The 24,747-nt window shown below is 70.8% G+C and carries 21 protein-coding genes and 1 pseudogene; 13 read left to right on the top strand and 9 right to left on the bottom strand.

The features are described 5' to 3' along the window. Window positions 1-128: 128 nt before the first annotated feature. Both MYMAC_RS21690 and MYMAC_RS21685 read right to left on the bottom strand, forming a co-directional pair. A complete protein-coding gene (locus MYMAC_RS21690; protein WP_239988937.1) occupies window positions 129-1,034 on the bottom strand; it encodes a DUF2381 family protein in 906 nt (301 codons plus the stop codon). 47 nt (window positions 1,035-1,081) lie between these two features. Further along, window positions 1,082-2,923: a serine/threonine-protein kinase gene (locus MYMAC_RS21685; RefSeq protein ID WP_095959464.1), complete on the bottom strand. Its 1,842-nt coding sequence runs from the start codon at window positions 2,921-2,923 to the stop codon at window positions 1,082-1,084. A 199-nt stretch (window positions 2,924-3,122) separates the two neighbouring features. Here MYMAC_RS21685 and MYMAC_RS21680 point away from each other — a divergent pair, with 199 nt between their 5' ends. Beyond that, window positions 3,123-3,461, top strand: a complete 339-nt coding sequence (locus MYMAC_RS21680) for a helix-turn-helix domain-containing protein (RefSeq protein WP_043711581.1) — start codon at window positions 3,123-3,125, stop codon at window positions 3,459-3,461. A 15-nt stretch (window positions 3,462-3,476) separates the two neighbouring features. Here MYMAC_RS21680 and MYMAC_RS21675 read toward each other — a convergent pair whose 3' ends face one another. Next, window positions 3,477-4,646: a serine/threonine-protein kinase gene (locus MYMAC_RS21675; RefSeq protein ID WP_095959463.1), complete on the bottom strand. Its 1,170-nt coding sequence runs from the start codon at window positions 4,644-4,646 to the stop codon at window positions 3,477-3,479. A 237-nt stretch (window positions 4,647-4,883) separates the two neighbouring features. Here MYMAC_RS21675 and MYMAC_RS21670 point away from each other — a divergent pair, with 237 nt between their 5' ends. The 4 genes and pseudogenes from MYMAC_RS21670 (at window position 4,884) to MYMAC_RS21655 (ending at window position 8,030) form a co-directional block, all read left to right on the top strand. After that, complete coding sequence (locus MYMAC_RS21670) at window positions 4,884-5,660, top strand: SDR family NAD(P)-dependent oxidoreductase (protein ID WP_095959462.1); 777 nt, start codon at window positions 4,884-4,886, stop codon at window positions 5,658-5,660. Continuing rightward, window positions 5,650-6,123, top strand: a pseudogene (locus MYMAC_RS38710) (class I SAM-dependent methyltransferase); the annotation flags it as partial. The gene MYMAC_RS21670 and the pseudogene MYMAC_RS38710, both read left to right, overlap by 11 nt. A gap of 451 nt (window positions 6,124-6,574) precedes the next feature. Then, a complete protein-coding gene (locus MYMAC_RS21660) occupies window positions 6,575-6,976 on the top strand; it encodes a hypothetical protein (RefSeq protein WP_013940969.1) in 402 nt (133 codons plus the stop codon). A gap of 133 nt (window positions 6,977-7,109) precedes the next feature. Further along, window positions 7,110-8,030, top strand: a complete 921-nt coding sequence (locus MYMAC_RS21655; protein WP_238539773.1) for a hypothetical protein — start codon at window positions 7,110-7,112, stop codon at window positions 8,028-8,030. A gap of 6 nt (window positions 8,031-8,036) precedes the next feature. Here the strand turns inward: MYMAC_RS21655 and MYMAC_RS21650 are convergent, their stop codons facing one another. Beyond that, complete coding sequence (locus tag MYMAC_RS21650) at window positions 8,037-9,569, bottom strand: ChaN family lipoprotein (RefSeq protein WP_170114755.1); 1,533 nt, start codon at window positions 9,567-9,569, stop codon at window positions 8,037-8,039. Window positions 9,570-9,682: 113 nt separating this feature from the next. On the opposite strand from MYMAC_RS21650, the gene MYMAC_RS21645 reads away from it, so the two are divergent. Both MYMAC_RS21645 and MYMAC_RS21640 read left to right on the top strand, forming a co-directional pair. Further along, window positions 9,683-12,490, top strand: a complete 2,808-nt coding sequence (locus MYMAC_RS21645) for a TonB-dependent receptor domain-containing protein (protein ID WP_095959460.1) — start codon at window positions 9,683-9,685, stop codon at window positions 12,488-12,490. Continuing rightward, window positions 12,490-13,332: a 5'-nucleotidase C-terminal domain-containing protein gene (locus MYMAC_RS21640; RefSeq protein WP_095959459.1), complete on the top strand. Its 843-nt coding sequence runs from the start codon at window positions 12,490-12,492 to the stop codon at window positions 13,330-13,332. Before MYMAC_RS21645 ends, MYMAC_RS21640 begins: the two co-directional genes overlap by 1 nt. On the opposite strand, the gene MYMAC_RS38705 is transcribed toward MYMAC_RS21640, so the two are convergent. Together MYMAC_RS38705 and MYMAC_RS21630 are read right to left on the bottom strand one after the other, a co-directional pair. Next, window positions 13,230-13,580, bottom strand: coding sequence for a TIGR04563 family protein (locus MYMAC_RS38705; RefSeq protein WP_420810048.1), 351 nt, complete (start codon window positions 13,578-13,580; stop codon window positions 13,230-13,232). The genes MYMAC_RS21640 and MYMAC_RS38705 overlap by 103 nt on opposite strands. A 54-nt stretch (window positions 13,581-13,634) precedes the next feature. Next, window positions 13,635-13,838: a TIGR04563 family protein gene (locus tag MYMAC_RS21630; protein ID WP_002638649.1), complete on the bottom strand. Its 204-nt coding sequence runs from the start codon at window positions 13,836-13,838 to the stop codon at window positions 13,635-13,637. Window positions 13,839-14,295: 457 nt separating this feature from the next. Between MYMAC_RS21630 and tilS the strand changes: the two genes are divergently transcribed. Continuing rightward, complete coding sequence (gene tilS, locus MYMAC_RS21625; protein ID WP_095959458.1) at window positions 14,296-15,654, top strand: tRNA lysidine(34) synthetase TilS; 1,359 nt, start codon at window positions 14,296-14,298, stop codon at window positions 15,652-15,654. 180 nt (window positions 15,655-15,834) lie between these two features. Next, complete coding sequence (gene ftsH, locus MYMAC_RS21620; protein ID WP_013940962.1) at window positions 15,835-17,751, top strand: ATP-dependent zinc metalloprotease FtsH; 1,917 nt, start codon at window positions 15,835-15,837, stop codon at window positions 17,749-17,751. A gap of 102 nt (window positions 17,752-17,853) precedes the next feature. On the opposite strand, the gene MYMAC_RS21615 is transcribed toward ftsH, so the two are convergent. From MYMAC_RS21615 to MYMAC_RS21605, 3 genes are all read right to left on the bottom strand, one after another. Further along, complete coding sequence (locus MYMAC_RS21615) at window positions 17,854-18,780, bottom strand: pirin family protein (RefSeq protein WP_095959457.1); 927 nt, start codon at window positions 18,778-18,780, stop codon at window positions 17,854-17,856. Between the two features lie 33 nt (window positions 18,781-18,813). Beyond that, window positions 18,814-19,509: a pirin family protein gene (locus tag MYMAC_RS21610; protein WP_095959456.1), complete on the bottom strand. Its 696-nt coding sequence runs from the start codon at window positions 19,507-19,509 to the stop codon at window positions 18,814-18,816. 128 nt (window positions 19,510-19,637) lie between these two features. After that, window positions 19,638-20,519 (bottom strand): LysR family transcriptional regulator, encoded by an 882-nt coding sequence (locus MYMAC_RS21605; protein WP_013940959.1) that lies wholly within the window; start codon window positions 20,517-20,519, stop codon window positions 19,638-19,640. 119 nt (window positions 20,520-20,638) lie between these two features. On the opposite strand from MYMAC_RS21605, the gene MYMAC_RS21600 reads away from it, so the two are divergent. The 4 genes from MYMAC_RS21600 (at window position 20,639) to glmM (ending at window position 24,636) form a co-directional block, all read left to right on the top strand. Next, window positions 20,639-21,187 (top strand): YceI family protein, encoded by a 549-nt coding sequence (locus tag MYMAC_RS21600; RefSeq protein WP_013940958.1) that lies wholly within the window; start codon window positions 20,639-20,641, stop codon window positions 21,185-21,187. Between the two features lie 70 nt (window positions 21,188-21,257). Further along, on the top strand, window positions 21,258-21,662 hold the full coding sequence (locus MYMAC_RS21595; RefSeq protein ID WP_013940957.1) for an OsmC family protein: 405 nt from the start codon (window positions 21,258-21,260) through the stop codon (window positions 21,660-21,662). Window positions 21,663-21,747: 85 nt separating this feature from the next. Next, window positions 21,748-22,980: a dihydropteroate synthase gene (gene folP / locus MYMAC_RS21590; RefSeq protein ID WP_095959455.1), complete on the top strand. Its 1,233-nt coding sequence runs from the start codon at window positions 21,748-21,750 to the stop codon at window positions 22,978-22,980. 261 nt (window positions 22,981-23,241) lie between these two features. Further along, window positions 23,242-24,636 (top strand): phosphoglucosamine mutase, encoded by a 1,395-nt coding sequence (gene glmM, locus MYMAC_RS21585; protein ID WP_043711576.1) that lies wholly within the window; start codon window positions 23,242-23,244, stop codon window positions 24,634-24,636. Window positions 24,637-24,747: the final 111 nt, after the last annotated feature.

The raw sequence follows: 24,747 nt of genomic DNA, 5'->3' as shown, positions 1-24,747 counted from the left end.
CCCCTTTCAGCCCTGTCATGGACAGCGAGCCGAGCGCGGCGGCGAGCGCCTTCGCTGCCGTCTCGGCGCGCGCGACGAGGCAGGAGCAAGCTCGAATCCGGAGCAGGGCGCCTGGCCGCGGCGTCAGCTCACGGGAACTCGATGTTGCCGAGGATGATGGGGCGCTTGCCGTCCTCCGCCCACAGCGTCAGGGTGAAGGGGCCTCGGAGGGCGCCTTTCACGGGATCGGTCTCCACCAGGACGTTTGCCCACTCGCCGGGCTTGAGGGCCGCGGGGTTCCAGATCCTCGCGACCTTCAGCTCCGCGCCATCCGGGCCCACCAGGGCCGCGCCCGTGGCCTGCCACGGCTTCGCGCCGGGTGGGCTCTTCAGGCTCACCACCACCAGGATGCTCCTGGCTCGGAAGGTCAGCCCGGAGAGGAGCACCAGGCTGTTCCGCGCGTGCTGTTGGATGCTCAGGTTCTCTTTGGCTGCGACGCCAGTTCGGTCCATGGCGCCGCTCTCCCACATCCCCATCAAACCATCTGGGAGCGTCTGCGCTGCCTTCAGCCGCGCGTTCTCCGCGCGCAGCTCTTGAAGCGTCCGCTGCGTTTCCCGCAGCTCCCGCTGGAGGGAGTCGGCCGTGCGCGCCCGCCGAAAGAGCTCCACCTGTCGCTCCGCCCGCGCGGGCGTCGCCATGATGAGATGGAGCCTGGCCTGGGTGGGGACCGCGCCATCCGCGAAGGAGACCGTCAGCGAGGTTCGGGCCCCGTCCTCCGCGGGCGCGTCGGGCACCAGCATGAGGAGTTCGCCGTCCATCACCTTTCGGAAGCGTCCCGGTCCGGTCAGCTCCGCGCGCACCAGGGGCGTGTCGAAGCGAAGCACTGTCGCCACATTCTCGCCAACCCGGATCTCGGCGAGTCGGCTGCACCGCTCCGCGCCCAACTCAATGGGCCGCTCCGCCGGGTCCTGGCAGGAGGCTGGCTGGGCGCGCGCGGGCGCTGCCACCACCAGGAGAATCGCGAGGACATGAAGGGGGAGCAGTGGCGTGGTCACGGACAAGCACATCCCTTGTGGACGGCGCGGGTCGGTGGCGGAGGGGGCTATTCGAAGCGCTCCACGGCGAACACGATGGCGGTGTTGCTGACGATGGCGGTGCCAGGGCTCGGGTCGCTGCTCTTCCTTCGGAGGCCGCGCACGCCGTGCTGCTCGACCATCTCCAGACACACCGGGATGAAGTCCCCTCCACGGGTGTAGGCCTGGGTGAAGCGGCCATAGACGCGGTCGGCGAAGATGAGCTCGCCTACCGCCGTGCCTGAAGACAGCGTTCCGAAACCGGGTCCGAGCTCAACCTGAACTCGCCCCTCCCGGACGGGGACGGGGTCTCCGTACCCCTTTCCGTCGACGAAGAGGAGGCCCGTGCCGGCGCCAATGCGAATCCCGGCCCGCTCCATGGCCGCCTCCGCACCGGGCGGGCAGGCTTCGCCAGGAGGTGCTGGGCGCACCTGCGGGCCGCTGGGGCAGCCCAGGCCCGAGCAGGCGGCGACGGCGACCATCGTTCGGGCCGCTGCCTTGAGGGCCCGCGCGCTGGAGGCGGGCTGCTGGGGAGTCGTCATGCTGTCGGGCTTCTGCTTCACGGGGAGCTCGTCCTTCTTCGGGTGCGCCACCTCGGCGGTGACGGCCGCGTGGGTGGGCCCGGGGGCGGGCAGTGGCGCGGCGTGCCCACTTTCTGGCTGGCCACTGGCCAAAGCCACTTCCCGGCTGGGATTCCCCATGCCGTCAGGCGCGGGTGCCGTCACCCAGCGCCCCACGCCCACCGCGCACACGAGCCCCACGAGCAGCACCGCCCAGCGCGCCGCGCGTCCCGGAGCGAGCACACGTGACGCCGCGTCCGCGGCGGCCGGCGGCTCCAGCGGGGCCTTGTGCGGCAGGGGGCCGCGCCTGGGCGTGCGCCAGGGAGCGTCACCCGCCTCGACCCACATCGCCAACGCAGCGTCGTTGTCGTGCTCGGGCCAGGGCTCCGGCTCGGGTGCCTCCGCGTCCTGCCGCCACTCGCACAAGGGGACGTCCCACGTCGCGTCGGCGGCGGCGAGCGCCCGCTCCACGTCCGCGCGCAGATCCGCCGCGCTCCCACGGGCTTCTGGGGCCTTGGCCAGGATTCGCAGACACAGCTCGCCCAGCGCCGGTGGCACTCGCGGGTTCACCCCCTGGGGCGCCAGCGGCGCCTCGGAGATGACGGCCTCGATTTGCGTAGGGGTCACCACCTCCAGGAAGGGGGGGCGGCCGGTGAGCATCCAGTAGAGGACCACGCCGAGCGCGTAGACGTCATCCGCCGGCTCACACCGGTACTTCGGCTCCATCGCCGAGCTGCTGGCCCTGCGGAACGCCAGCGCCTCCGGGCTGCGGTAGCGCATGGTCCCTGGCGGCAGGACGCCCTGGGTGAGGCGGGGCGCGCCGGCGAAGTCGCCCACGCCGAAGTCCACCAGCACGGGCGCTCCGTCCGCCTCCCGCACCATGACGTTGGACTCCTTGATGTCGCGGTGCACGACGCCCGCCGCGTGCGTCGCCTCCAGGCCCCGGGCCATGCCGCGCAGCAGCCGTGCCACCTGGCGCGCGCTGGGGTTCTCCTCTTCCACCCACTGATGCAGCGTCCGGCCTCGCACGTACTCCATCGCCAGGTAGAACTGCCGGGGCTGTTCGCCCGGGAACCTGCCGCCGGCGCGGAACGCCACCACGTTGGGGTGACGCAGGCGCAGCAGGATGGCGCACTCCCGCTCGGGCCACCCCGCCATCCGGTGGAGGTCCTGGAGCTTGAGCGCGACCTCCTCGCCGTCGCGCGTCGCGAGGTACACGTCACCGAACGCGCCGCTGCCCAGCCGCTTGCCCAGGGTGAAGCCCGCGATGCGTGTCCCCGGCGAGTCCTCTCGCCCCTGCGCTTCCGCCATGCTCTCTCCCAGGGGGCTGCCCACCCGGCGGGTCCGACCTGGCGTGTCACGGGCCTCCGCCAGGACCCCGCCGGGAGGATGCCGTCCTCGTTGCCGCCAGGGAAGGTGAAAGTGCTCTCCAAGGCCCCGTCTTGAAGTGCTTAGCGTCGCGGCGGGCCACCCGCGCGCCGGGGTGTTGGGTTAGGCTCCTGGGCGAGCCATGGATGAAGAACTGGGAGCCGTTTTCGGGAGGGCCGTGCGTGAGGCGCGCGCGCGGCTGGGACTGACGCAGGTCGAAGTGGCGGCGCTGCTGGACATGCACCCCATGGTCTACAGCCGGATGGAGCGGGGGAAGATGCTGCCGCGGGTGTCCACGCTCCGGAGGGTGGCCATGGTGCTGCGCACCTCCACGGATGAGCTGCTGGGGCTCGCCCGGGAGAGCCGCGCGGGCGCGAAGAAGCCGTCCTCGTTGCAGCGGCGGTTGATGACGCTCGCGGAGACGCTGGACGATGAGAAGCTCAAGGCGCTCGTCGTGATGGCGAGCGCCCTGTCCCGGTAGCGCCAGGGGCGTCCGTCAGTTGCCTCCCTGGCCCCGCGGTGGCAATTCGTGGGCATCGAGGCCCGAGGGGAAGAGTCCCTCGTCGAGCAGTTCGACCTCGTCGCGCACCGCGCTGGCGTCGCTGATGAGCCGCGCCAGCTCCTCGGCGATGTCGGCACGTCCGAAGGGGCGGCCGGCGCGGCGGATCTCCTGCACGAGGCACTCCCGGAGCGCCGTACACAGGGCTCCGGCCGAGGCGAAGCGCTTCGCTGCGTCCTTCTGCAATGTTCCCTGAAGGACGGCGCGCACCTCGTCTGGCAGGTCCGCGGCGGCCCGCTCGATGTCCTGGGGGCCATGGTCCTCCAGCAGCATCAGCATTTGAGTGAGCGGCAGGGAAGGGGGCTCCTCCAGGCGCAGCTCGCGTGTCTTCGCGCGCGGCGGCTCCAGCGAATCCGCCGCGGCCGCGAAGAGGTGCCGCCCCGTGGCCAGCTCCAACAGCACCAGGCCCAGCGAGAAGAGGTCCGAGGCGGCGGTCAGCGTCGTGCCCGCGAGGTACTCCGGAGAGGCGTAGGCCACGTCGCCCTTGAGGAGCGCGTCCGCCGTCTCCTCCCGGCCGACCAGGTGCGAGTAGGCCACGCCGAAGTGCGTCAGCTTCACCTCGCCCGTATGCGCCACCCTCACGTTCCGTGGGCTGACGTCGCGATGAATCAGCCTCAGGGACCGGCCCTGCTCGTCCTGGAGCGAGTGGGCGTGGTGCAGGGCATCCGCCAGCTCCGCGGCGACATGGAGCGCGAAGGGCAGGGACACGGGCTTGCCGCGCATGGCCATGAGGTTCAGCACCGTCTCCAGCGACGGCCCGTCCACGTGCTCCATGATGATGTACGGCTTGCCCCGGTGAACCTTGAAGTAGTGCACCTGGGCGATGGTGGGATGGTGGAGGCGGTAGGCCAGTTGCACTTCCTCCACCAGCCGCTGCCTTCGCGCGGCGCTCGCGGGGCTGCGCACGCGCTTGATGGCGACGCGGCCCGCGAGCCCGTGACGTTCGTAGCGGTTGGCCAGGAGCAGCTCCTCGCCGTTGGCCCGGCGCTCCATCGTGCGGACGAACTCGAAGCGCGTGTGCTCGACCGTGAAGAGGACGTGCCGTCGTTCGAACGTGAGGATGGCCGGTTCCTCCCGAGTGGCGGTCGTGAGGCGGTGAGAGGTCAAGGGCGGCTCCTTGAGATAAACCTGAGAGGGTTTTGTAGAAGTAATCACAAAGTCGGCACGGTAAGGAAGCCCGTCCCGCCAGGGGGGGCCCGGATTCTTTCCGCTGGCCTTGGGGCATGGGGCGGGCTCTTGTCAGGAGCCGGGGCCTTTTCTCGTCGTGAGCCGCCGGACGCCACCGGTGTGCCCGCGACTCCGCGAAAGCGGCCCCGTGAAGGCACGACCGAGGAGAACACCCGGATGGACACGGAGCTGCAAGGCAGAGGCGTCCTGGTCACGGGCGGCGCTGGAGGCATCGGCACCGCCCTGGTCCGCACCTTCGCGGAAGAAGGCGCGAAGGTCGCGGTGCACCACCACTCCAGTACCGAGAAGGCCCAGGCGCTGGCGCGCGAGGTCGGCGGCGCCGCGGTGCGCGCGGACCTGACGGTGGAGGCCGATGTGGACGCGCTCGTCCCCGCGGCGGTGGCCGCGCTGGGGCGGCTGGATGTGCTGGTGTGCAACGCGGGCGTCTGGCCCGCCCCGGATGAGCCCCTCTGGGAGATGTCGCTGACGCGCTGGCGCCGCACGCTGGCGGAGAACCTGGACAGCGTCTTCCTGTGCTGCCGCGCCTTCCTCCGGCACGTGGCCACCACGAAGACGGGCAACATCGTCATCATCAGCTCCACCGCGGGGCTGTTCGGTGAAGCAGGCCATGCCGACTACGCCGCCGCCAAGGGCGCGCTGGCGAGCGGCTTCCTCAAGAGCCTCAAGAACGAGCTGAACCGCATCGCGCCCCTGGGCCGCGTCAACGTCGTGTGCCCGGGGTGGACGGCGGTGGACCGCAGCCGCGCCAAGCTGGCGCAGCCGGGCTTCGTCGAGCGCGCCACGCGGACGATGCCGCTGCGCAAGGTGGCCGAGCCCGTGGACGTGGCGCGCGTGGTGGTGTCGCTCGCGTCGGACCGGATCTCCGGACACGTGACGGGTGAGGTCGTCACGGTCGCCGGAGGCATGGAAGGAAGGGTGCTGCATGACGACTGAAGCGGACGTGCGGAAGTACAACCGCGAGGCGTGGAATCACCAGGTGGCCACGGGCAACAAGTGGACGCTCCCCGTGAGCCCGGAGGTCATCGCCGCCGCCCGCAAGGGCGATTGGAGCGTGGTCCTCACGCCGACGAAGCCCGTGCCGCGCGAGTGGTTCGGTGACCTCCGGGGCAAGGACCTGCTGTGCCTCGCGGGCTCCGGTGGCCAGCAGGCCCCGGTGTTCGCGGCGGCGGGCGCCCGGGTGTCGGTGCTGGACAACTCCCCCGCGCAGCTTGGCCAGGACCGCCTGGTGGCGGAGCGCGAGGGTCTGGAGCTGCGGCTGGTGGAGGGCGACATGCGCGACCTCTCCGCCTTCAAAGACGAAAGCTTCGACCTCATCTTCCACCCGTGCTCCAACTGCTTCGTGGACGCGGTGCGCCCCGTGTGGCGTGAGGCGGCGCGCGTGCTGCGCCCTGGCGGCGTGCTGCTGTCCGGCTTCACCAACCCGGTGAACTACCTGTTCGACCTGGCCTTGGAGAAGCAGGGCATCTTCACGTTGAAGTACCGGATGCCCTATTCGGACTTCACCAGCCTGTCCGACGAGGAGCGCCGCCGCTTCACGGACGTGAACGAGCCGCTCTGCGTGGGGCACTCCCTGGAGGACCAGATTGGCGGCCAGGTGGACGCGGGGCTCGCCGTCGTCGGCTTCTTCGAGGACTCGTTCGGCCCGGAAGACGCGCTGTCGCGGTACTACAACGGCTTCATCGCCACGCGCGCGATGAAGCTGCCCACGCGGTAGGGCAGGGGAGCAGGCGCGAACAGGCCTCCGCGCGGACGGCTTTAACCTTTCGCGCCGCGCGGGGTTTTTCAGGGCAAGAGGCGACGGCAAGGCCGGTTCCCGACGCCTCAGTCACCCAGAGGAGCGAACCACGATGAAGCTCATCACCACCCTGCGTTCCGTTGCCGTCGCCTCGCTGTTCCTCGCCACGCCCGTGCTGGCCCAGACGGCCACGCCCGAGCCGGCCAACCCGCCCGCGGCGGACGGCAAGGGGCATGGCGGACACCACCGCCACAAGGGCAAGCGGCACGGGCACAAGATGGCCCGCCTGGCGCACCGGATGGACAAGGCAGTGGCCGAGGGCCGCCTCACCCAGGCCCAGGCGGACGCGCTCAAGGCCGAGGGCCGCCAGCTCCGCGAGGAGATGAAGGCCCAGCGTGAAGCCGCGGGCGGCCAGCTCTCCGACGCGCAGAGGGAGGAGCTGCGGTCGAAGATGCGCGCCTTCCGAGCGAAGGTGAAGGCGGCCCTGCACGCGAGCGCGCCGCAGAAGACGTAGTCCCGGGTCGCAGGCCAGCGGAGGATGGCGGTGGACGCGCCACCAATCCTCCGGCAGCGCCGCTCCACGCGGCGTGACGGCCGTGGAAGGCTGGCGCAGAATGGGTGGACCTGCCGTCACGGACGAGGTCCCCATGCGTGTGGTTCCCTTGCTGGTCGTCGCCGTTCTCTGCTTCGGATGTGGCGCGCATTCGGGGCGCGCGAAGCCGGAGGGCGCCGACTCCACCGTGCCCATCCCGGACGACGCGGAGCTGCGCCGCGTCCAGGCGCGGGCGAAGTACATCTTCGACGCGGAGCGCGCCGCCATCTTCGCCACGGACCGGCTCCTCACCCAGGATGCGCTGGACCACTCGCGCATGGAGTGGTTCTTCACGGTGCCGCGCGAGGATGGGTGGTATTCCCTCTTCGGCTCCGTGGATGACGCGGGCACCTTCACCCCGGCCTACGCCTTCAAGGCGCCCCGTGACGACGCGGAGCAGATGGCGCCGCTGCCGCTCGACGCGCTGCCCGGGGATTTCAGCCCCGTCGCCCGGGCGGTGAAGGCCTCGATGCTGGCCACCGTGGAGGCTTTCGAGCGGGGCGCCATCAACCCCGTCGTCTATGTGGAGGAGGACGGCGACCTCACCGTCTACGTGCTCCAGGGGACGCAGGACCCGAGGCGCTTCTACCTCGGCGGTGACCTCCGCTTCCGCTACAGCCCTGACGGGCGCACACAGCGCGAGGCGGTGCGCCTGCACCAGAGCGTCTTCGCCATCAGCCTGGAGCCGGGGCCGGAGGGCGAGCTGTACCAGGGCTCGGTCCACTCCCACGTCCTCTTCGGCGGGCCGCTGGAGACGGAGCTGGCCACGCTGATGCTCTACCCGGAGCTGGGCGCGCTCACCGTCGTCCACGCCGCGTCCCGCATCGCCTATTTCCTGACCCCGGACGGGGCCATCCGGGTGCTGAGCGAGGCGCCGGAGCGGCAGCGGATATTGAAGCCGGATGGGACCTTCGGCCCGCTCGACATGGAGGAGGACGCCGCGCCCGCGGCGCCCTCGGGGCAGGTGGACCTGTAGCCGGGCTCAGACGCCCAGGCGTTCAGCCCACGTGAAGTAGGCCGCGCGCGGGTCCACGAAGGGGTCCCGGAACAAGGTCTGGACCTCGGCCTTGGCGACTTCGCCGCTGTCGAAGGCCTGATACAGCCGGTCCCCGAGCAGATAGCCCAGCGCGTGGCTGACGCCGTGGAACAGCCGGTCCTTGCGCAGGGGGAGGAGCTTCACCGCTTCCTCCGGCGCCTCCGCCTCCGTGGCCTTGTGCGCCAGGACGAAGGCGGCGATCTGCCGCTCCACGCCGCGGCTCTCACCGAAGCGCTGGGCCCACTCGGCCACGCCCAGGCAGGTGCGCCGGGGGTTCACCAGCTTCGAGCCGAAGAAGCCCAGCGCCTCTTCCAGGCAGCGCGCGTAGAAGGCCTCCGAGGCGCCGCGCGGCGCCTCCATGGCGTCACCCACGGCGCAGTGCCGGACGAAGTGCGCCGCCTCCTCCGCCGCGTGGTTGAGCGACAGCGACGCCAGGTAGGCCACGCGCGCGCGGGGGATGTAGCTGCTCTCTCGGGAGAGGATGTGCCGGCGAAGCTGCGTCAGCTCGGCCTGGGTGAAGCGCCCGCGCCGCTGGATTCGCTCCAGGACGTCGCCGTCCGCGGCGGTGGCCACGTCCACGGTGTCCAGGGCGCGGCCCACGGGCACGCCGGCGAGCCGGCCGATCAACGCGGACATCTCGCGGAAGCGCTCGGTGGCGCCACGATCCAACAGCGGGGCCTCGTCACCGGCCTCCGCCTCCAGGTAGTCCAGGAAGCTCTGCTGGCACACCACGGGCGAGGCGTTCATCAGGCACAGGGTGCCGTCCGCCAGCTCCACGGCCTCCGCGGCGCCCACGCGGCCCTCGCGCGCCAGCCGCCACCAGACGCCCTCCGCGTTCTGGTACACGACGAGCCCCTTGCGCGTCTCCGCGCCGAGCGCGCGCTCCACCTGCGCGGGCAGGTGGCAGGGCGCCACGTGGTACTGGCCCACCAGCACCATGACGAGCGGCCGGTCCGGGGCGCGCGCGGCGCGGGCGATGCGTTCAGCGGCGTAGGCGTCCCGCAGCTCCAGCGAGCGCTCGCCCTGCGCGCGGCGGTCGATGCCCACCACCTCCAGCTTCTGCTTGCGCGCGAAGGCGAGCAGGGCGCGCGAGCCGGAGGCGTGGCCCAGCTTCGCCAGCAGCGAGCGCTCCGTGACGCGGCCGGCGCGCCAGGCGTCCACGGTGGACTGGTGACGGCCCTCCACGCACTCGAGCGCCATGATGACGCGGCGGCCCGAGGCCCGCGCCCGCTCCACCAGTGCGAGGTAGGTCTCCTGGGCGAGCGGAAGGGTGTGGTAGTCCCCGACGTAGACGACGTCCGCCGCCTGCACCTGCTGGTACACGGCGGGCAGCGTCGTGACGCTCCGGTAGCCCGAGGTGCGCCGCCGGAAGCGGGCCTCGTAGGCTCGGAAGGATGCCGTCTGTCCGTCCACCACTCGGGCAATCTGCGCGCGCTGGCGTCGGAACAGGGCGAGGTGCAAGGCGAGCGAATCGCGCATGGAGTGGGCAATCCCTCGCACGCCGCCGCGGGCCCGGCAAAAAAACGGCGCGCGGGCGAGCCGGGTGCGTTCCTTGACGGGGACAGTCGGTCAAAGGACCATGGCTCCCAGCCTTGAAGACCGCACACGCTCGCGCGACCCTCCTCAGCCTGGTCCTCATCATGGCGGTGCCCGGCCGCGCCGAGGAACCGGGACTCCTGCATTCCCCTCCTGAACGCGCCGAACCGCGCGTCGCCTTGCAGCTCGATGGCACGTTGGTGGAAGGCCGCCGCGTGCTCGAGCTGTACGTCCGCTACCGCGGCCCGGGTGAGCCCTACGCGCGCAGGCCCATGGAGCGGGAGTACGGCGACTTGTACCGGGCCGTGATTCCGGCGGAGCACGTCATCCCGCCCGGCATCGAGTACTACGTCGAGGGCCTCACCGCGGACGGCGAGCGCGTGCCGCTCTTCCAGTCCGCATCACGCCCCGCCCGCGTGCTCGTCGGGGGAGAGACGCCGGCCAGCGCGTCCATCGCGCGGCCCACGCCGCCTCCCGAGCGCAAGCCGCTGGTGAACCGGACGCCGCCACGCGCCTCGCCGCCGGAGCGCACGCCTCCGCCCGGGCGCCAGCGGGCGCGCTCCGAGGCACCTGCGCCGCGCAAGGACGCGCCCCAGGCCTCCCCGCGGGATGACTCCATGGCCGCGCTCACGGCGGACCTGCCCGCGGATGCCCCCACGGACACCCCGGCGGCGCGTCCCTCGCGGTCCTCCGCGGCCGCCGGCGGCATGGCGGGGGCCGCGTCGCGAGCGCCCTCGCCCCCGCGGTCGGAGCTGGAGGAAGACCTGGCCCTCTACAGCGCCGAGGACACGCTGGCCCTGGCCACGCGCCACGAGGCGACGGTGCGGACCGTGCCCGCCATTGGCGCCTCGTTCAGCCAGCGGCAGCTTCGCGCCCTGGGCGCGCGCACGGTGGCGGACGTGCTGGACGTGGTGCCCGGCCTGTCCGTCAGCCGGGACGTGCAGGGCTTCCACCGCACCGCCATCCGCGGCCTGCGCAACGACGCGGAGGTGCTCTTCCTCCTCAATGGCCACCGCCTCAACAACTTCTTCGACGGCAAGGCGCTGATGAACCTGCCGGTGGAGAACCTGGAGCGCGTGGAGGTCATCCGCGGCCCCGGCTCCGCGCTGTATGGCGCGGGGGCGTTCCTGGGCGTGGTCAACATCGTCACCGACCGGACGGACGGCGTCCGCACGGCCGTGTCCGTCGGCGGCTACCCGGCCCAGGATGACCGGCTCGCCGTCACCGGGAACGGGCACCTCTCCGCGGGGCACACCGCCGGCGACCTGCGCGTCTTCGCGGACGTGGACGTGTGGAGCCAGGCGGGGGATTCCACCGCCATCGAGAACGACGGCCTGGACGACGAGGCCCGCTCCCAGGGGCTGCGCGACGTGACAGACCCGGCGGGCCGCACGCGTGACGAGCGCTTCCTCTTCAACGCGGGCGCGGGCGTCAGCTACACGGCTGGCGGCGCCGGCCGCCTGGGCGCCTCCGCGCGCTTCCTCACCGAGCGGCGCAGCGCCCTGGTGGGCCTCTTCGACACCGTGGGCGAGGACTCCGAGCTGGGCTGGAACGTCTTCCTCGCGGACCTGACGTGGGAGCGCGACTTCGGCCCGGACGTGACGCTGCGCGCCCGGGCCGCCTACGACCAGCAATCCACCGACCGCTTCTTCCAGATAACCCCGCACGAGTTCAGCACCGGCACGGGGGCCAACCGCCTGTTCGAGGAGGGGATGCAGGAGCAGACGCGCGTCTCCGTGCGCTCGCTGACGGGGACCGTGGACGCGGACGTGGCGTTGAGCGCCTACAACCGCCTCTCCCTGGGCGCGGTCGTGGAGCAGCAGACGCTGGGCTCCTACGAGTACGAGACGAACTACACGCTGGACGCCCAGGTGCGCCCGGACGGCCTGACTCGGCCGGAGGGGCTGGTGGACCTGACGAGCGGCGCCGCGTCCCGCCGCCTCAACGTGGGCCTGTTCGCGCAGGACCAGTGGACCGTGGTCAACGCGCTCACGCTCACGTTCGGCGTGCGCATGGACGCCACCCAGCTGCCCACGGTGGACGCGTCCGGCGCCATCGACGGCACCCGCTTCGTGACCACCTTCAATCCGCGCGTCGGGCTGGTCTTCGCGGCCACCGACGCGCTGGTGCTCAAGGCCCTCTATGGGCGCGCCTTCCGTGCCCCCACGCTTCAGGAGCTGGTCGAGCGCATCCCGGACACGGAATACAACCAGGGCCGCTTCGAGGGGAACCCGCGCCTCCAGCCCTCCACGGTGGACACCTTCGAGCTGGGCGCGGACCTCATCCAGTCCGCGGGCGACGCGCGGGTGCGGCTGCGCGCCAACGCGTACGTGGCGCTCTTCGGCTCGCCCATCGTCCCGGTGGACACGTCCGGCAACATCGTCCCGCTGCGCAACCGCGAGCTGGGCGTGCGCGTCTACGGCGTGGAGGGCGAGGCCCGGCTGGAGGCCTCCAAGCGCGCCTATGCGTGGCTCAACGCCAGCATCTCCCGCGCGGAGGACCTGGAGCTGCCCGCGCAGTCCCGGCTGCTCACCGACGTGCCGCAGGCGCGCTTCAACGCGGGCGTGACGATGCCCATTGGCGCCTACGTGAACTTCGACGTGGTGGTGCGCACGGGCGCGGAGCGGCGCAACAACAGCCGCTCCGTGCTGGAGCTCATCCGCCGCTACAAGATTCCGTCCTACAGCCTCATCACCGCGCAGCTCCGCACCGAGCCCATCCTGGAGCACTTCGAGGTGGCCCTGGTGGCGCACAACCTGTTCGACAACGACCTCCGCGATGAAGTCCCGCGCCCGGACCGCGTCCCCAACCTGCTGCCGCGCGAGGGCATGTCCGGATACCTCACCGTGAGGGCCCACTACTGATGCCGCGCTCCCGCTCCCTCTTCGCCGCGCTCACCGTCGCCGTGAGCGCCTTCCAGGGCGGCTGCATCGCCTACAACGATTCGTGCCAGCCCCTGGTCGAGGACCCCGACGCCATCGTGGGCTATCTGGCCAGCAACGTGCTGCTCGACAAGGTCTACACGCGGCACGACAACAACGCGCTGGGCCAGCTCGTGGCGGACGCGCTCCTCCACGCGGAGGATGACTCCTCGCGCCCCGCGGTGCTGGGCGTGGTCAACGGCGGCTCGCTGCGCCAGGAGGGCCTGTGCGCGACGCGCACGGAGCTGCGCCAGGGCCCGCTCACCGACGGCGTGCTCCACGAGCTCATCCTCTTCGAGAACCTCGTCGTGACGGTGGACCTCACGGAGGCGGAGCTCGTGGCGATGATGGAGAAGTCCGTGGAGGCGCTGTACCCGGCCGGGCAGGTCATCGCCTCGCCCTCCGGCGCCTTCCTCCACCTGTCCCAGGGCAGCTCCATGCGCGTGGACTGCGGCGCCCAGGGAGGAGCCCCCCGAGTGACGGCGCTGACGGTGAACGACGTGCCCGTGCCGATTCCGGCGCGCACGGACCCGTCCATCCGCTACCGCGTGGCGATGAACGCGTACCTCCTGGACGGAGGGGACGGCTATGGCGAGGCGCTGGGCAACGCGGGGCAGAACCCCGACCGCAATCCGGTGCAGGCGCGCAAGCTGGGCGGCACGGAGGCCAACCTGGCGTCGGCCTACATGCGGGAAAAGCACCCCACGCCGGTCCAGGCGCTCCGTGAGGAGCCGCGCATCACCTTCCAGAACTGCGCGCTGCCCGCGAGGCCCGCGGGCAGGTGAGGGCGAGGGGCCGGACGTGCGGCCGGTCCCCGCGAACTACTTGGGCTCTTCGGTAGGCGCTGCCGCCACGGCCACCGCGGGCTGCGCGGGGGCGGGGCGGGCGCCGCGGGACGAGGCGGCGGGCTGAGCACGTCGTTGACCGAGGGCATCTTCCGGATGTCCCCGCGCGCCACCTTCCACGCCTGCTGGACAATCCAGGACAGCGAGCGGTCCTGCCGCGTCGCCTCGCGCTGGATCTCCTCCAGCATGTCCTCGGGGAAGTAGAGACTCTGCTTACGATGGTCCGTCGTAGCCATCCGTCGTTACTCCTCCCGAGGGTCCTGGCGCTCGTCGCCAGTCACGTCATTCACGGCGGGGAACGACTTGATGCGCTCGCGGGCGATCTTCCACGCCTGCTGCACGACCCAGGAAAGGGAGCGGTCCTGGCGGGTCGCCTCTTCCTGGATCTCCTTCAGCATCTCCTCGGGGAAGTACAGCGACTGCTTGCGCTTGTCGGTGCCTGCCATACTTGGGTCTCCGGGGCGGATTCGGGGTGACGACCTGAACACACCTGGGCCGTTATCCGACAGACTCCCAAGAGGGTCAACGGTTTCCAAGGACTCATTCCGTGGTCGCACGGTCCGTCCCCTGGCTCGTCCAGTCGCACGTAAGCTGTGCAACCAGGCGCGAAAAAGGAAACGCCCCGGACTCCACGAGGGAAGTCCGGGGCGTTTCGGAAAGAGGGACCGCCTGGAATACGTCTCCGGGCGGACCCGTGGACCCAGAGGGGGAGGGGGGGGACCCCTAGGTCCAACAGCTCAAAATTCGACCGTCTCCAGAACAGCGTGCGCGGCCACGTGTATTTCCGCTACCGCATCCACGCCGATTCGATGTTGTGACGATCATAAGAATCAGCCCCCCCTGTCTTCAACCGCACGTGTCTCTGTAACCCGCGCACCCGACACTCCATTCCACCGCCGTCCGATGCCCCGTCCTGAATCCGCCACCCTGCTCCTGACGACGACGCTTCGAGAGGCGTACACCCGGCTGGGTCTGGAGGGAGGCTCGGTGCTGCTCGCCGTCTCTGGCGGCGCGGACTCCACCGCGCTCCTGGTGGGCACCGCGTGCGTGGCCCAGGCCCTGCGGCTGCGCGTGGAGGTGGCCACGCTGGACCACGGCCTGCGGCCCGAGTCCACGGGTGAAGCCCGCTCGGTGGCCCTCCTGGCGGCCGCGCGCGGGCTGCCCTGCCACGTCCGCGCGCTGGGGCTGCGTCCAGGGGCGGGCGTCGAGGCGCGCGCGAGGGAGGCCCGCTACGCCGCCCTGGAGGCGCTCCGTCGGGAGGCGGGCCTGGACGCGGTGGCCACCGCGCACACCGCCTCGGACCAGGCGGAGACGCTGCTCATGCGGCTGGCGCGAGGCACCGCGCTGCGCGGCGCGGTGGGCATCCACGAGGCGCGGCCCGGACTGGTGCGGCCCCTGCTGGCGTGCACGCGTCAGGACGTGGAGGCCTTCGTGGCGGAGCAGGGTGTCGCCTATTCGACAGACCCGATGAACGCCGACCCTGTCCACTTCCGGACGCGCGTCCGGCGCGACGTGCTGCCCGCCCTGTCTCGCGCCGCGGGCTTCGCGGTGGAGGCGCACCTGGCCGCCTTCGCGCGCGTGGCCGCGGAGGATGAGGCGCTGCTGGCGTCCCTGGCGGACGCGGCCTTCGAGCGGCTGCGGCTGGAGGATGGCGCGTTGGACGCCGTGGGCGTGCGCGCGCTGGTGCCCGCGCTGCGCCGCCGGGTGCTCGCCCGGCTGGTGGCTGGCGCGGGCGCGGCGGTGGATGAGGCCACGCTGGCCCGGGTGCAGCGCGCGGTGGAGCGCGGCGGGACGGCCACGTTGGGGCGGGGGGCCCTGCTGCGCGCGTCGAGCGGGCGGGTGCGCTGCGTCCGGCAGACGTCCTCGCCGCGGCCGCCCGCCGAGCTGCGGCTGGAGCGCGCGGGCGCGCGGGGCGCGCTCATCGGAACGGGGTGGAATTTTTCGGTCGAGTCCGCACCTCCTCCGTCGGGTGTGCACGGGCTGGCGCTCGAGGACGGGACGCGCTGGCCGCTGACCGTGCGGACACGCCGCCCGGGAGACCGGGTGCGCACCCCTGCGGGACAACGGAAGCTTCAGGACGTGTTGGTTGATCTTCGGGTGCCCGCGGAAGCGCGGGCCACGCGGCCGGTGGTGGCGGACGCCGAGGGGCAGGTGGTGTGGCTCCCCGGCCTCTGGCCACCAGCGGTACCGCGTGCGGCCGCCAGGGAGTACCTCTGGGCGGTTCCCCCCGGTCCGAGCATTCAGCGGACCGCGGCGTTATAGAGTGGCAGAGTCGCAGTTCGGGGGATGGGCGCGGCCCCCTAAATAGTTGAGGGCTTTTTGCTGTTGCTGATACGGTCCGCCGCTGGGTAGCTCGCCTGGTGTCGGCCAAGTGATGGATAAAGCTGGGGTTCTTCCCAGCGCGGCCCTCATCCCGCCGAGTTCCGAAAGGGCAGCTGACACGTGCGTTCGACTTACAAGACCATCGGGCTCTGGGTCATCCTGATCGTCCTCTTCGTCGCCTTCTACAACTTCTTCTCCCAGGGCAACGACCAGGTCCAGGAACCGTCCTTCACCCAGTTGCTGACGAAGGTGGAGGAGAAGAAGGTCAAGGAGGTTGCCGTCAAGGGCAACACCTACTCCGGCAAGTTCACCGACACGTCCGAGAAGTTCCGGACGACGGGGCCGGCGCCGGATGCGGCCATGCTGAACCAGCTCCGCAACAACGGCGTGGACGTGAAGTACGAGCGGGAGGAGCAGAACAGCCTCTGGCTGACCATCCTCGGTCAGTGGATGCCGGTCGTCTTCCTCTTCCTGTTCTTCATCTTCTTCATGCGCCAGCTCCAGGGCGGCAGCGGCAAGGCGATGACCTTCGGCAAGTCGAAGGCCAAGCTCCTCAGCGAGAGTCACAACAAGGTGACGTTCGCCGACGTGGCCGGCGCCGACGAGTGCAAGGAAGAGCTGGAGGAGATCGTCGCCTTCCTGAAGGACCCGAAGAAGTTCACCAAGCTGGGCGGCCGGATTCCCAAGGGCGTGCTGATGATGGGCTCGCCGGGGACGGGCAAGACGCTGCTCGCCCGCGCGGTGGCCGGCGAGGCCGGCGTGCCGTTCTTCTCCATCTCCGGCTCGGACTTCGTGGAGATGTTCGTGGGCGTCGGCGCCAGCCGCGTCCGTGACCTCTTCGAGCAGGGCAAGAAGAACGCCCCCTGCATCATCTTCATCGACGAAATCGACGCCGTGGGCCGCCACCGTGGCGCGGGCCTGGGCGGTGGACACGACGAGCGCGAGCAGACGCTCAACCAGCTCCTGGTGGAGATGGACGGCTTCGAGTCCAACGACGGCGTCATCCTGATTGCCGCCACCAACCGTCCGGACGTGCTGGACCCCGCGCTGCAGCGCCCCGGCCGCTTCGACCGCCGCATCGTGGTGCCGCGCCCCGACCTGAAGGGCCGCCTGGGCGTGCTGAAGGTGCACACCCGCCGCGTGCCGCTGGCGCCGGAGGTGGACCTGGAGGTCATCGCCCGCGGGACGCCGGGCATGACGGGCGCGGACCTGGAGAACCTCGTCAACGAGTCGGCGCTGATGGCCGCGCGGCAGAACAAGGAGCGCGTGGACCTGAGCGACTTCGAGGCCGCCAAGGACAAGGTGTTCATGGGCCCCGAGCGGCGCTCCATGATCATGACCGAGAAGGAGAAGCGGAACACCGCCACCCACGAGGCGGGCCACGCGCTGCTGGCCAAGCTGCTGCCGGGCTGCGACCCCCTCCACAAGGTCACCATCATCCCGCGCGGCCAGGCCCTGGGCGTCACCTGGAGCCTGCCCACCGAGGACAAGGTCAACGGCTACAAGAAGCAGATGCTGGACCAGATCTCCATGGCCATGGGCGGCCGCATCGCCGAAGAGCTCATGTTCAACGAGATGAGCAGCGGCGCCGCCAATGACATCGAGCGCGCCACCGAGACGGCGCGCGCCATGGTGTGCCGCTGGGGCATGAGCGAGAAGATGGGCCCGCTGGCGTTCGGCAAGAGCGACGGCGAGGTGTTCCTGGGCCGCGACTTCAACTCGTCCAAGGACTACTCCGAGGACACCGCGCGCCAGATTGACGCCGAGGTCCGCAGCATCGTCGTGGGCTGCTACGAGCGCGGCAAGACGCTGCTGACGGAGAACATCGAGGCGCTGCGCCGCGTGACGGACGCGCTGGTGGAGTACGAGACGCTGGACGCCGAGGACGTCAACATCCTCCTCCAGGGTGGCCAGCTCACCCGTGAGCGTCCGCCCCCGCGGGTGAACGCGCCCCCGAAGGCGACGGAGAAGAAGGACAAGCGGAAGATCCTCGACGCGCTCGAGGGCCTGCCGGCGATGGAGCCGAAGAAGGCCTGAGCCCCACGGGCTCAAAGCGGCTCGAGCTGAAATGAAGAAGGCCCTTCCCACGCTGCTGGGAAGGGCCTTCTGCCTTGCGGGCTTCGGGCGAAGCCGGCGTGACTACGGGTAGCGCACCGGGAGGGGCGCCTCGGGCAGGGGGATGAACTCCGTCTCCTCCGGCACGGCGGCGAAGCGCTGGGCCTTCCAGTCCTCCTTCGCCTGCTCCAGCCGCTCCTTCGAGCTGGAGACGAAGTTCCAGAAGATGTAGCGCGGCCCGTCCATGCTCTCTCCGCCGAGCACCAGCAGCCGCGCCGCCGCCGTGGCGTGGAGCGTGACGGACTTGCCGGGCTTGAAGACGAGCAGCTCGCCCGGCTGGAAGGCCATGCCGTCCACTTCGACGGCGCCCTGGACCAGGTACATGGCCCGCTCCTCGTGCTCGGCCGGCACCACGAAGCGCGCGCCGGCCGCCAGCTCCACGTCCGCGTAGAACATGTCCGACAGCGTCTGCACCGGCGAGCGCTGGCCGTGCACCGTGCCGGTGATGACGCGCATCCTCGCGCCCTCACCCTCATGGAAGGGCATGGTGTCCTCGGGGTGGTGGACGAAGGCCGGGGCCGTCTCCTCGTGACGCCTGGGCAGCGCCACCCACGCCTGCATGCCGAAGATCTTGCTGCCCGCGGCGCGAGGCCCGGGGCCGGTGCGCTCCGAGTGGACGATGCCGTTGCCCGCCGTCATCCAGTTCACCGCGCCGGGGCGGATGGGCTGCACGGTGCCCAGGCTGTCCCGGTGCATGATCTCTCCGTCAAAGAGGTAGGTGACGGTGGCCAGCCCGATGTGCGGATGGGGCCGCACATCCAGGCCATGGCCGGGCTGGAAGCCGGCGGGGCCCATCTGGTCCAGAAAGATGAAGGGCCCCACCATCCGGCGGCGGGCCGAGGGCAGCGCGCGCCGCACCTCGAACCCGTCGCCCAGGTCGCGAGAGGGCGCGACGATGAGTGTCTCCATCGAAGGGGGGAGCTGCTCCGCGTTCAAGTCATCCCGGCTCATGTCGTGCTCTCTCTTTCGTTCAGCGAAGTGGCCTCAGGCCAGGTCGAACAGCAGCGCTTCCATCGGCTCGGTGGCGGAGAGGACGAGCCGCGACTCGTCCGCCACCGCGACGCCGTCTCCGGCCTTCAGCTCCACGCCGTTGAGCGTGCCCTTGCCGCGCGCCACCTGCAGCCAGGCGTGGCGGCCCGGCGCCAGCGTGTACGCCGCCTGCTCGCCCTTGCCCAGCAGCGTGGCGTGAAGCACCACGTCCTGGTGCACCGTGAGGCTGCCGTCGCGGGCGTCCGGGCTGGCCACCACCCGCCAGCGGCCCTGGCGCTCGGACTCCGGGAAGGCCTTCTGCTCGTAGCCAGGCGTCAGGCCCTTGCGGTCCGGGATGATCCAGATCTGCAGGAAGTGGAGGTCCTCATCCGCGCCGTTCATCTCGCTGTGCAGCACCCCGGTGCCAGCCGTCATCCGCTGGACCTCACCGGCGCGCAGCAGGCCCTCGCCGCCCGTGCTGTCGCGGTGGGCAATGGCGCCGCTGAGCGGGTAGGTGATGATCTCCATGTCCCGGTGCGGGTGGGTGCCAAAGCCCTCGTTCGGCGCGACGCGGTCCTCGTTGATGACGCGCAGGGCGCGGAAGCCCATGAAGCCCGGGTCGTAGTAGCCAGCGAAGGAGAAGGTGTGGTGGGAGTCCAGCCAGCCGTGGTTGGCGTGACCGCGCGCTTCCGAGGGGCGAATGGCAATCATGACGTTCCTTTCCGCGGCGGCGCCTGGATGGCGGCCGCTGTTTCGAGAGGCATGATGTGCTTCAGGGCCCTCCGGGACTAGATGTGGACAATGGGAAGCATCGTTCCATGGGTGGAACAGCTCCGCTGTCAGCCGAGCCGGGGCCAGTGCTCGCGCAGGCACTCCACGAAGGCCACCACCTTGGGGGAGTGGTGGCGCGTGCTCGGGTAGACGGCGTGCACGGGCGTCTCCGTGGAGTGCCAGTCCGGCAGGATGCGCTGCAGGCGCCCGGCGGTCAGCTCCGAGGAGAAGTGGAGGTTGGGCAGCAGGGCGATGCCGGCGCCCGCCCGCGCCACCGCGAAGACCATGTCGGGCTCGTTCACCACCAGCCGCGCGGGCACCTTGACGTCCACGGAGCGGTTGCCGGACATGAGCGTCCAGACGTTGCTCTCCAGCCCGGTGCCGAAGAGGAGGCAGTCGTGCTTCTCCAAATCCCTGGGCGTCCTGGGCGTCCCCCGCGCCTTGAGGTAGCCAGGTGAGGCGATGACGACGCGCTCCACGCTGCCCAGCCGCCGGGCCGTGAGGGAGGAGTCCGCCAGCCGCCCGGCGCGCACCGCCACGTCGAAGCCCTCCGCCATCAGGTCCACGTTGCGGTCGCTGCACACCAGCTCGAGCTGCACCTCCGGGTACGCCTGGAGGAACCGGGAGATGAGCGGCCCGATGAAGCTGAAGGTCAGCGGTGTCGTCACGCGCAGCAGGCCGTGGGGCGCCGCCTGCATCCGCGTCACCGCCTGTTCGGCCTGCTCCGCCTCCAGGACGATGCGCGCGCAGTGCTCGTAGTACGTCCGGCCCACCTCGGTGAGGCGCAGCTTGCGCGTGGTGCGTTGCAGGAGCTGCGCGCCCACGCGCGTCTCCAGCTCCGACACCTTCCGGCTCACGGTGGACTTGGGCATCCGCAGGCCCTTGGCCGCCGCCGTGAAGCTGCCTGCCTGTACCACGCGCGCGAAGATGAGGAGTTCGTTGAGGTCCATGGCGTTTGTTCCGTGGGTGGAACAGTTCTTCCAGTCTGGCCCATCTAATCAAGACGGGGGGCCACCGCTACCTTCCTCCTCGTCGAACACACCGCTTCACCCAAAAAGGAAGGCACCTCATGGCCACCACGACCTGGAACATCGACACCACCCACTCCGGCATCCACTTCTCCGTCCGTCACATGGTCATCGCGAAGGTTCGCGGCAGCTTCCGCAAGTACAGCGGCGCGGTGTCGCTGGACGAGCAGGACGTCACGAAGTCCTCCGTGGCCGTCACCATCGAGACGGGCAGCATCGACACGGGCGTGGAGCAGCGCGACAACCACCTGCGCTCGCCGGACTTCTTCGACGTGGAGAAGTTCCCCAGCATCTCGTTCAAGAGCACCAAGGTGGAGAAGGGCTCTGGCGACGGGCTGAAGGTGACGGGCAACCTGACCATCCGCGACATCACCCGCGAGGTGGTGCTGGACGCCGAGCAGCTCGGCGTGGGCAAGGACCCGTGGGGCAACGTGAAGGCCGCGTTCGAGGCGAAGACGTCGGTGGACCGCCGCGACTTCGGCCTGACGTGGAACCAGGCCCTGGAGACGGGCGGCGTGCTGGTGGGCGAGAAGATTGAGATCGCCATCGAGGTCCAGGCCGTGAAGGCGCAGTCCGAGCAGGCCGCCTGATTCACCTGATTGGACCGCTCCGGAGGCCCTTCACGGGCCTCCGGTCCACCGCTTCCTCCCGGAGCCCCCCATGACGACCCACAGCCAGACCGAGAAGCCCGGAGCATTTCGCCAGGTCCTTCAGACCGGCGCTCATACCCTGCACGCGGACGTGGCCCCCGCGCTGGGCGGAGCGGACTCCGCGCCCGGCCCGCACGACTACTTCGACGCCGCGCTGGCGGCCTGCAAGGCGCTGACGGCCCACTGGTACGCGAAGCGGCACGGCCTGGCCCTGGAGCGGGTGGAGACGCACGTCGAACGGGATGACTCGAAGGAGCGGCAGGGCACCTACACGTTGAAGGTGAAGCTGGCCTTCCACGGGGCGCTGTCCCCGGAGGACAAGCAGCGGCTGTACAACGCCGTCGCGCAGTGCCCCATCCACAAGCTGATGACGACGTCCACGGTGGACATCGTCACCGGGCCGCTCGAAGCCTGAGCCCCCGGGCGCGCTCGGGAGCGGTAGGGTAGGCAGGCGCGCCCCGTCCTGGCGGCGGTGCGCGGCCCCCTCCCTGGAGTCCCCGATGATTCGCGCCCGCGTCGTCACCGCCGAGCACCCCGAAGACCTGGTCCTCGCCTTCCGGCGGATGGGGCTGGCCCCCAGCTCGCTGGCGGCGCTCCGGGAGTCGCTCCCCCACACGCGGCTGCTCCTCACGGGGCTGGGGACGCAGGCGCTGCACTTCCTCCAGAGGTTGCAGGCCCTGTCCGACGCTCCGGCGGCGTTGCCCGCCTGGCTCGCGGGGGAGGCCGGGGGGCGGCCTGGAACGGGCATGCTGTCGGGGCACGCCGAACAGTTCAGGCTGTTGGTGGACCTGGCTCGCGGAGGCCGCGACGAGCTGCCGGCCTTGTCCAAGGCCGTGGCTGCCGCGCTGGCCTCGGGCACCGCGCCACCGGCGCTGGTGCTGGGGGACAAGCGCTTCGAGTGGGGCGCGAGCACCTACGTCATGGGCGTGGTGAACGTGACGCCGGACAGCTTCTCGGACGGTGGGCGCTTCTTCGACCCGGAGGCCGCCATCGCCCATGGGCTCGCCCTGGCGGAAGCGGGGGCCGACCTGCTCGACGTGGGCGGTGAGTCCACCCGGCCAGGCGCGTTGCCCGTCAGCGCCGAGGCCGAGGTGGCCCGCGTCGTCCCCGTCATCGAGGGCCTGCGCGCGCGGACGTCCGTGCCGCTCTCGGTGGACACCACCAAGGCCGCGGTGGCGCGTGAGGCGCTGCGGGCCGGCGCGCACCTCATCAACGACGTCACCGGCTTCGGCGCCGACGCCGACCTGCCCCGCGTGGTGGCCGAGGCCGGCGCCGCCTGCTGCCTGATGCACATCCAGGGCACCCCGGCCACCATGCAGCAGGCGCCGCGCTATGACGACGTCATCGAGGACGTGCTGGGCTTCCTGGAGGCCGCCGTCGCGCGCGCCGAGGCGGCGGGCGTTCCCCGGGAGCGCATCCTCCTGGACCCGGGGATCGGCTTCGGCAAGACGTTCGAGCACAACCTCTTCCTGCTGCGCCGCCTCAACGAGCTGCGCGTCCTGGGGCTGCCGCTGCTCGTCGGGACCAGCCGCAAGGGCTTCCTCGGCCGGCTGGCGGGCGGCAAGCCAGCCTCCGAGCGGCTGGCGGCGACGCTGGGCTCGGTGGCCTCCATGGCCGCGCTGGGTGGGGCCGACGTGGTCCGGGTCCATGACGTGGCCGAGGCCCGGGACGCGCTGGCCGTCGCGGACGCCATCCGGCGGAGCGAGGACGGCGGGGCGCTCTACGCCCGGTAACAAGGTGTGGCTTACAGGCCTCGGCGCGTGGCTGGAATCTTCACCTTCCGCTGGCCGCCCTCCGTGCCGGCGTGTATGGACGGCGGCGTTTCGGTTGGTACTGATTTCGCAACCTCTTTTAGTCTGCGTCGGCCCGCATGCCAGGGTGGTTGCCCAGGGAGCAGTGGGTTCCTAACTTCGAGCCCGCGTGGTGAGCGGGGTATAAGCCCCGACGTCGAGAGGCCGGCGCAGGCCCGGCGTGGGAAAGGCGGAGCGGCACACATGGCGTACAGGATGAACATGCCTCCGAAGGAGGCACAGGCTTCCCAGAAGCTGTTCGGCACGGATGGGGTTCGCGGCAAGGCGAACGTCTATCCCATGACTGCCGAGGTCGCGATGCAGCTCGGGCGGGCGCTCGCGTTCCTCATCCGCAACGGGCCACACCGCCACCGCGTCATCGTTGGCAAGGACACGCGACTGTCCGGCTACATGCTGGAGCAGGCGCTGGCCGCCGGCCTCACCTCCATGGGCGTGGACGTGGAGCTCGTCGGGCCGCTGCCGACGCCGGGCATCTCCAACATCACCACCTCCATGCGGGCGGACGCCGGCGCCGTCATCTCCGCGTCCCACAACCCCTACGAGGACAACGGCATCAAGTTCTTCTGGCGGGACGGCTTCAAGCTGCCGGACGAGACGGAGGGCAAGATTGAGGAGCTGGTGTCCAGCGGCTCCATCGACTCCATCCGCCCCACCGCCACGAAGATCGGCCGCGCCTTCCGCATGGAGGACGCGCGGGGCCGCTACATCGTCTTCCTGAAGGCCACCTTCCCGCGCGAGCTGACGCTGGAGGGGATGACCATCGTCGTCGACTGCGCCAACGGCGCGGCCTACAAGACGGCGCCCGCCGTGCTGGAGGAGCTGGGCGCCAAGGTGATTGCCCTGGGCGTCTCGCCGGACGGCAAGAACATCAACCACAAGTGCGGCGCGCTCTACCCGGAGAACCTGGCCAAGACGGTGGTGAAGCACGGCGCGCACCTGGGCATCGCCCTGGACGGTGACGCCGACCGCCTCATCGTCGTGGACGAGAAGGGCAAGGTCGTGGATGGCGACGCCATCATGGCCATCTGCACGGGCGAGCTGGTGGCCCGCAAGCAGCTCAAGAAGAAGATGCTGGTCTCCACGGTGATGAGCAACATCGGCCTGGAGCGCGCGGTGGCGCGCTGGGGCGTGAAGGTGGCGCGCACGCGCGTGGGGGACCGCTACGTCGTCGATGAGATGCGCCGCAACGGCTACAACCTGGGCGGCGAGCAGAGCGGCCACCTCATCTTCCTGGACCACACCACCACGGGTGACGGCACCCTGGCGGCGCTCCAGCTCCTGGCGGTGATGTGCCGGGCGGGCAAGCCCCTGAGCGAGCTGGCCTCCATCTTCGAGCCCGTGCCCCAGACGCTGGTCAACGTCGTGGTGAAGCAGAAGAAGGAGCTGGGCGAGCTGCCGACGGTGATGAAGGTCATCAAGAGCGTGGAGCAGCGGCTGGGCAGCTCCGGCCGGGTGCTGGTGCGCTTCTCCGGCACCGAGCCCAAGGCCCGCGTCCTCATCGAGGGCGAGGACGCCGCGAAGAACCAGGCCTACGCGAAGGAGATCGCGGAGGCGCTGTCCAAGGCCCTCAGCGTCTGAGGGCCGCCGCGCTCGGCGGTTGACTTCCGGACGCTGGCGGCGTGATGAAGGGCCAGCGCGCACCGGGGCCCTTCGACAATCCCACGGCCGCGCACGAGCGAGGTGCGGTCG

Origin of the sequence: Corallococcus macrosporus DSM 14697, assembly GCF_002305895.1 — a bacterium.
GTDB classification, from domain to species: Bacteria; Myxococcota; Myxococcia; order Myxococcales; family Myxococcaceae; genus Myxococcus; species Myxococcus macrosporus.
The sequence above is the reverse complement of the archived record's forward strand: the minus strand, read 5'-3'. Positions and strand labels throughout refer to the sequence as shown.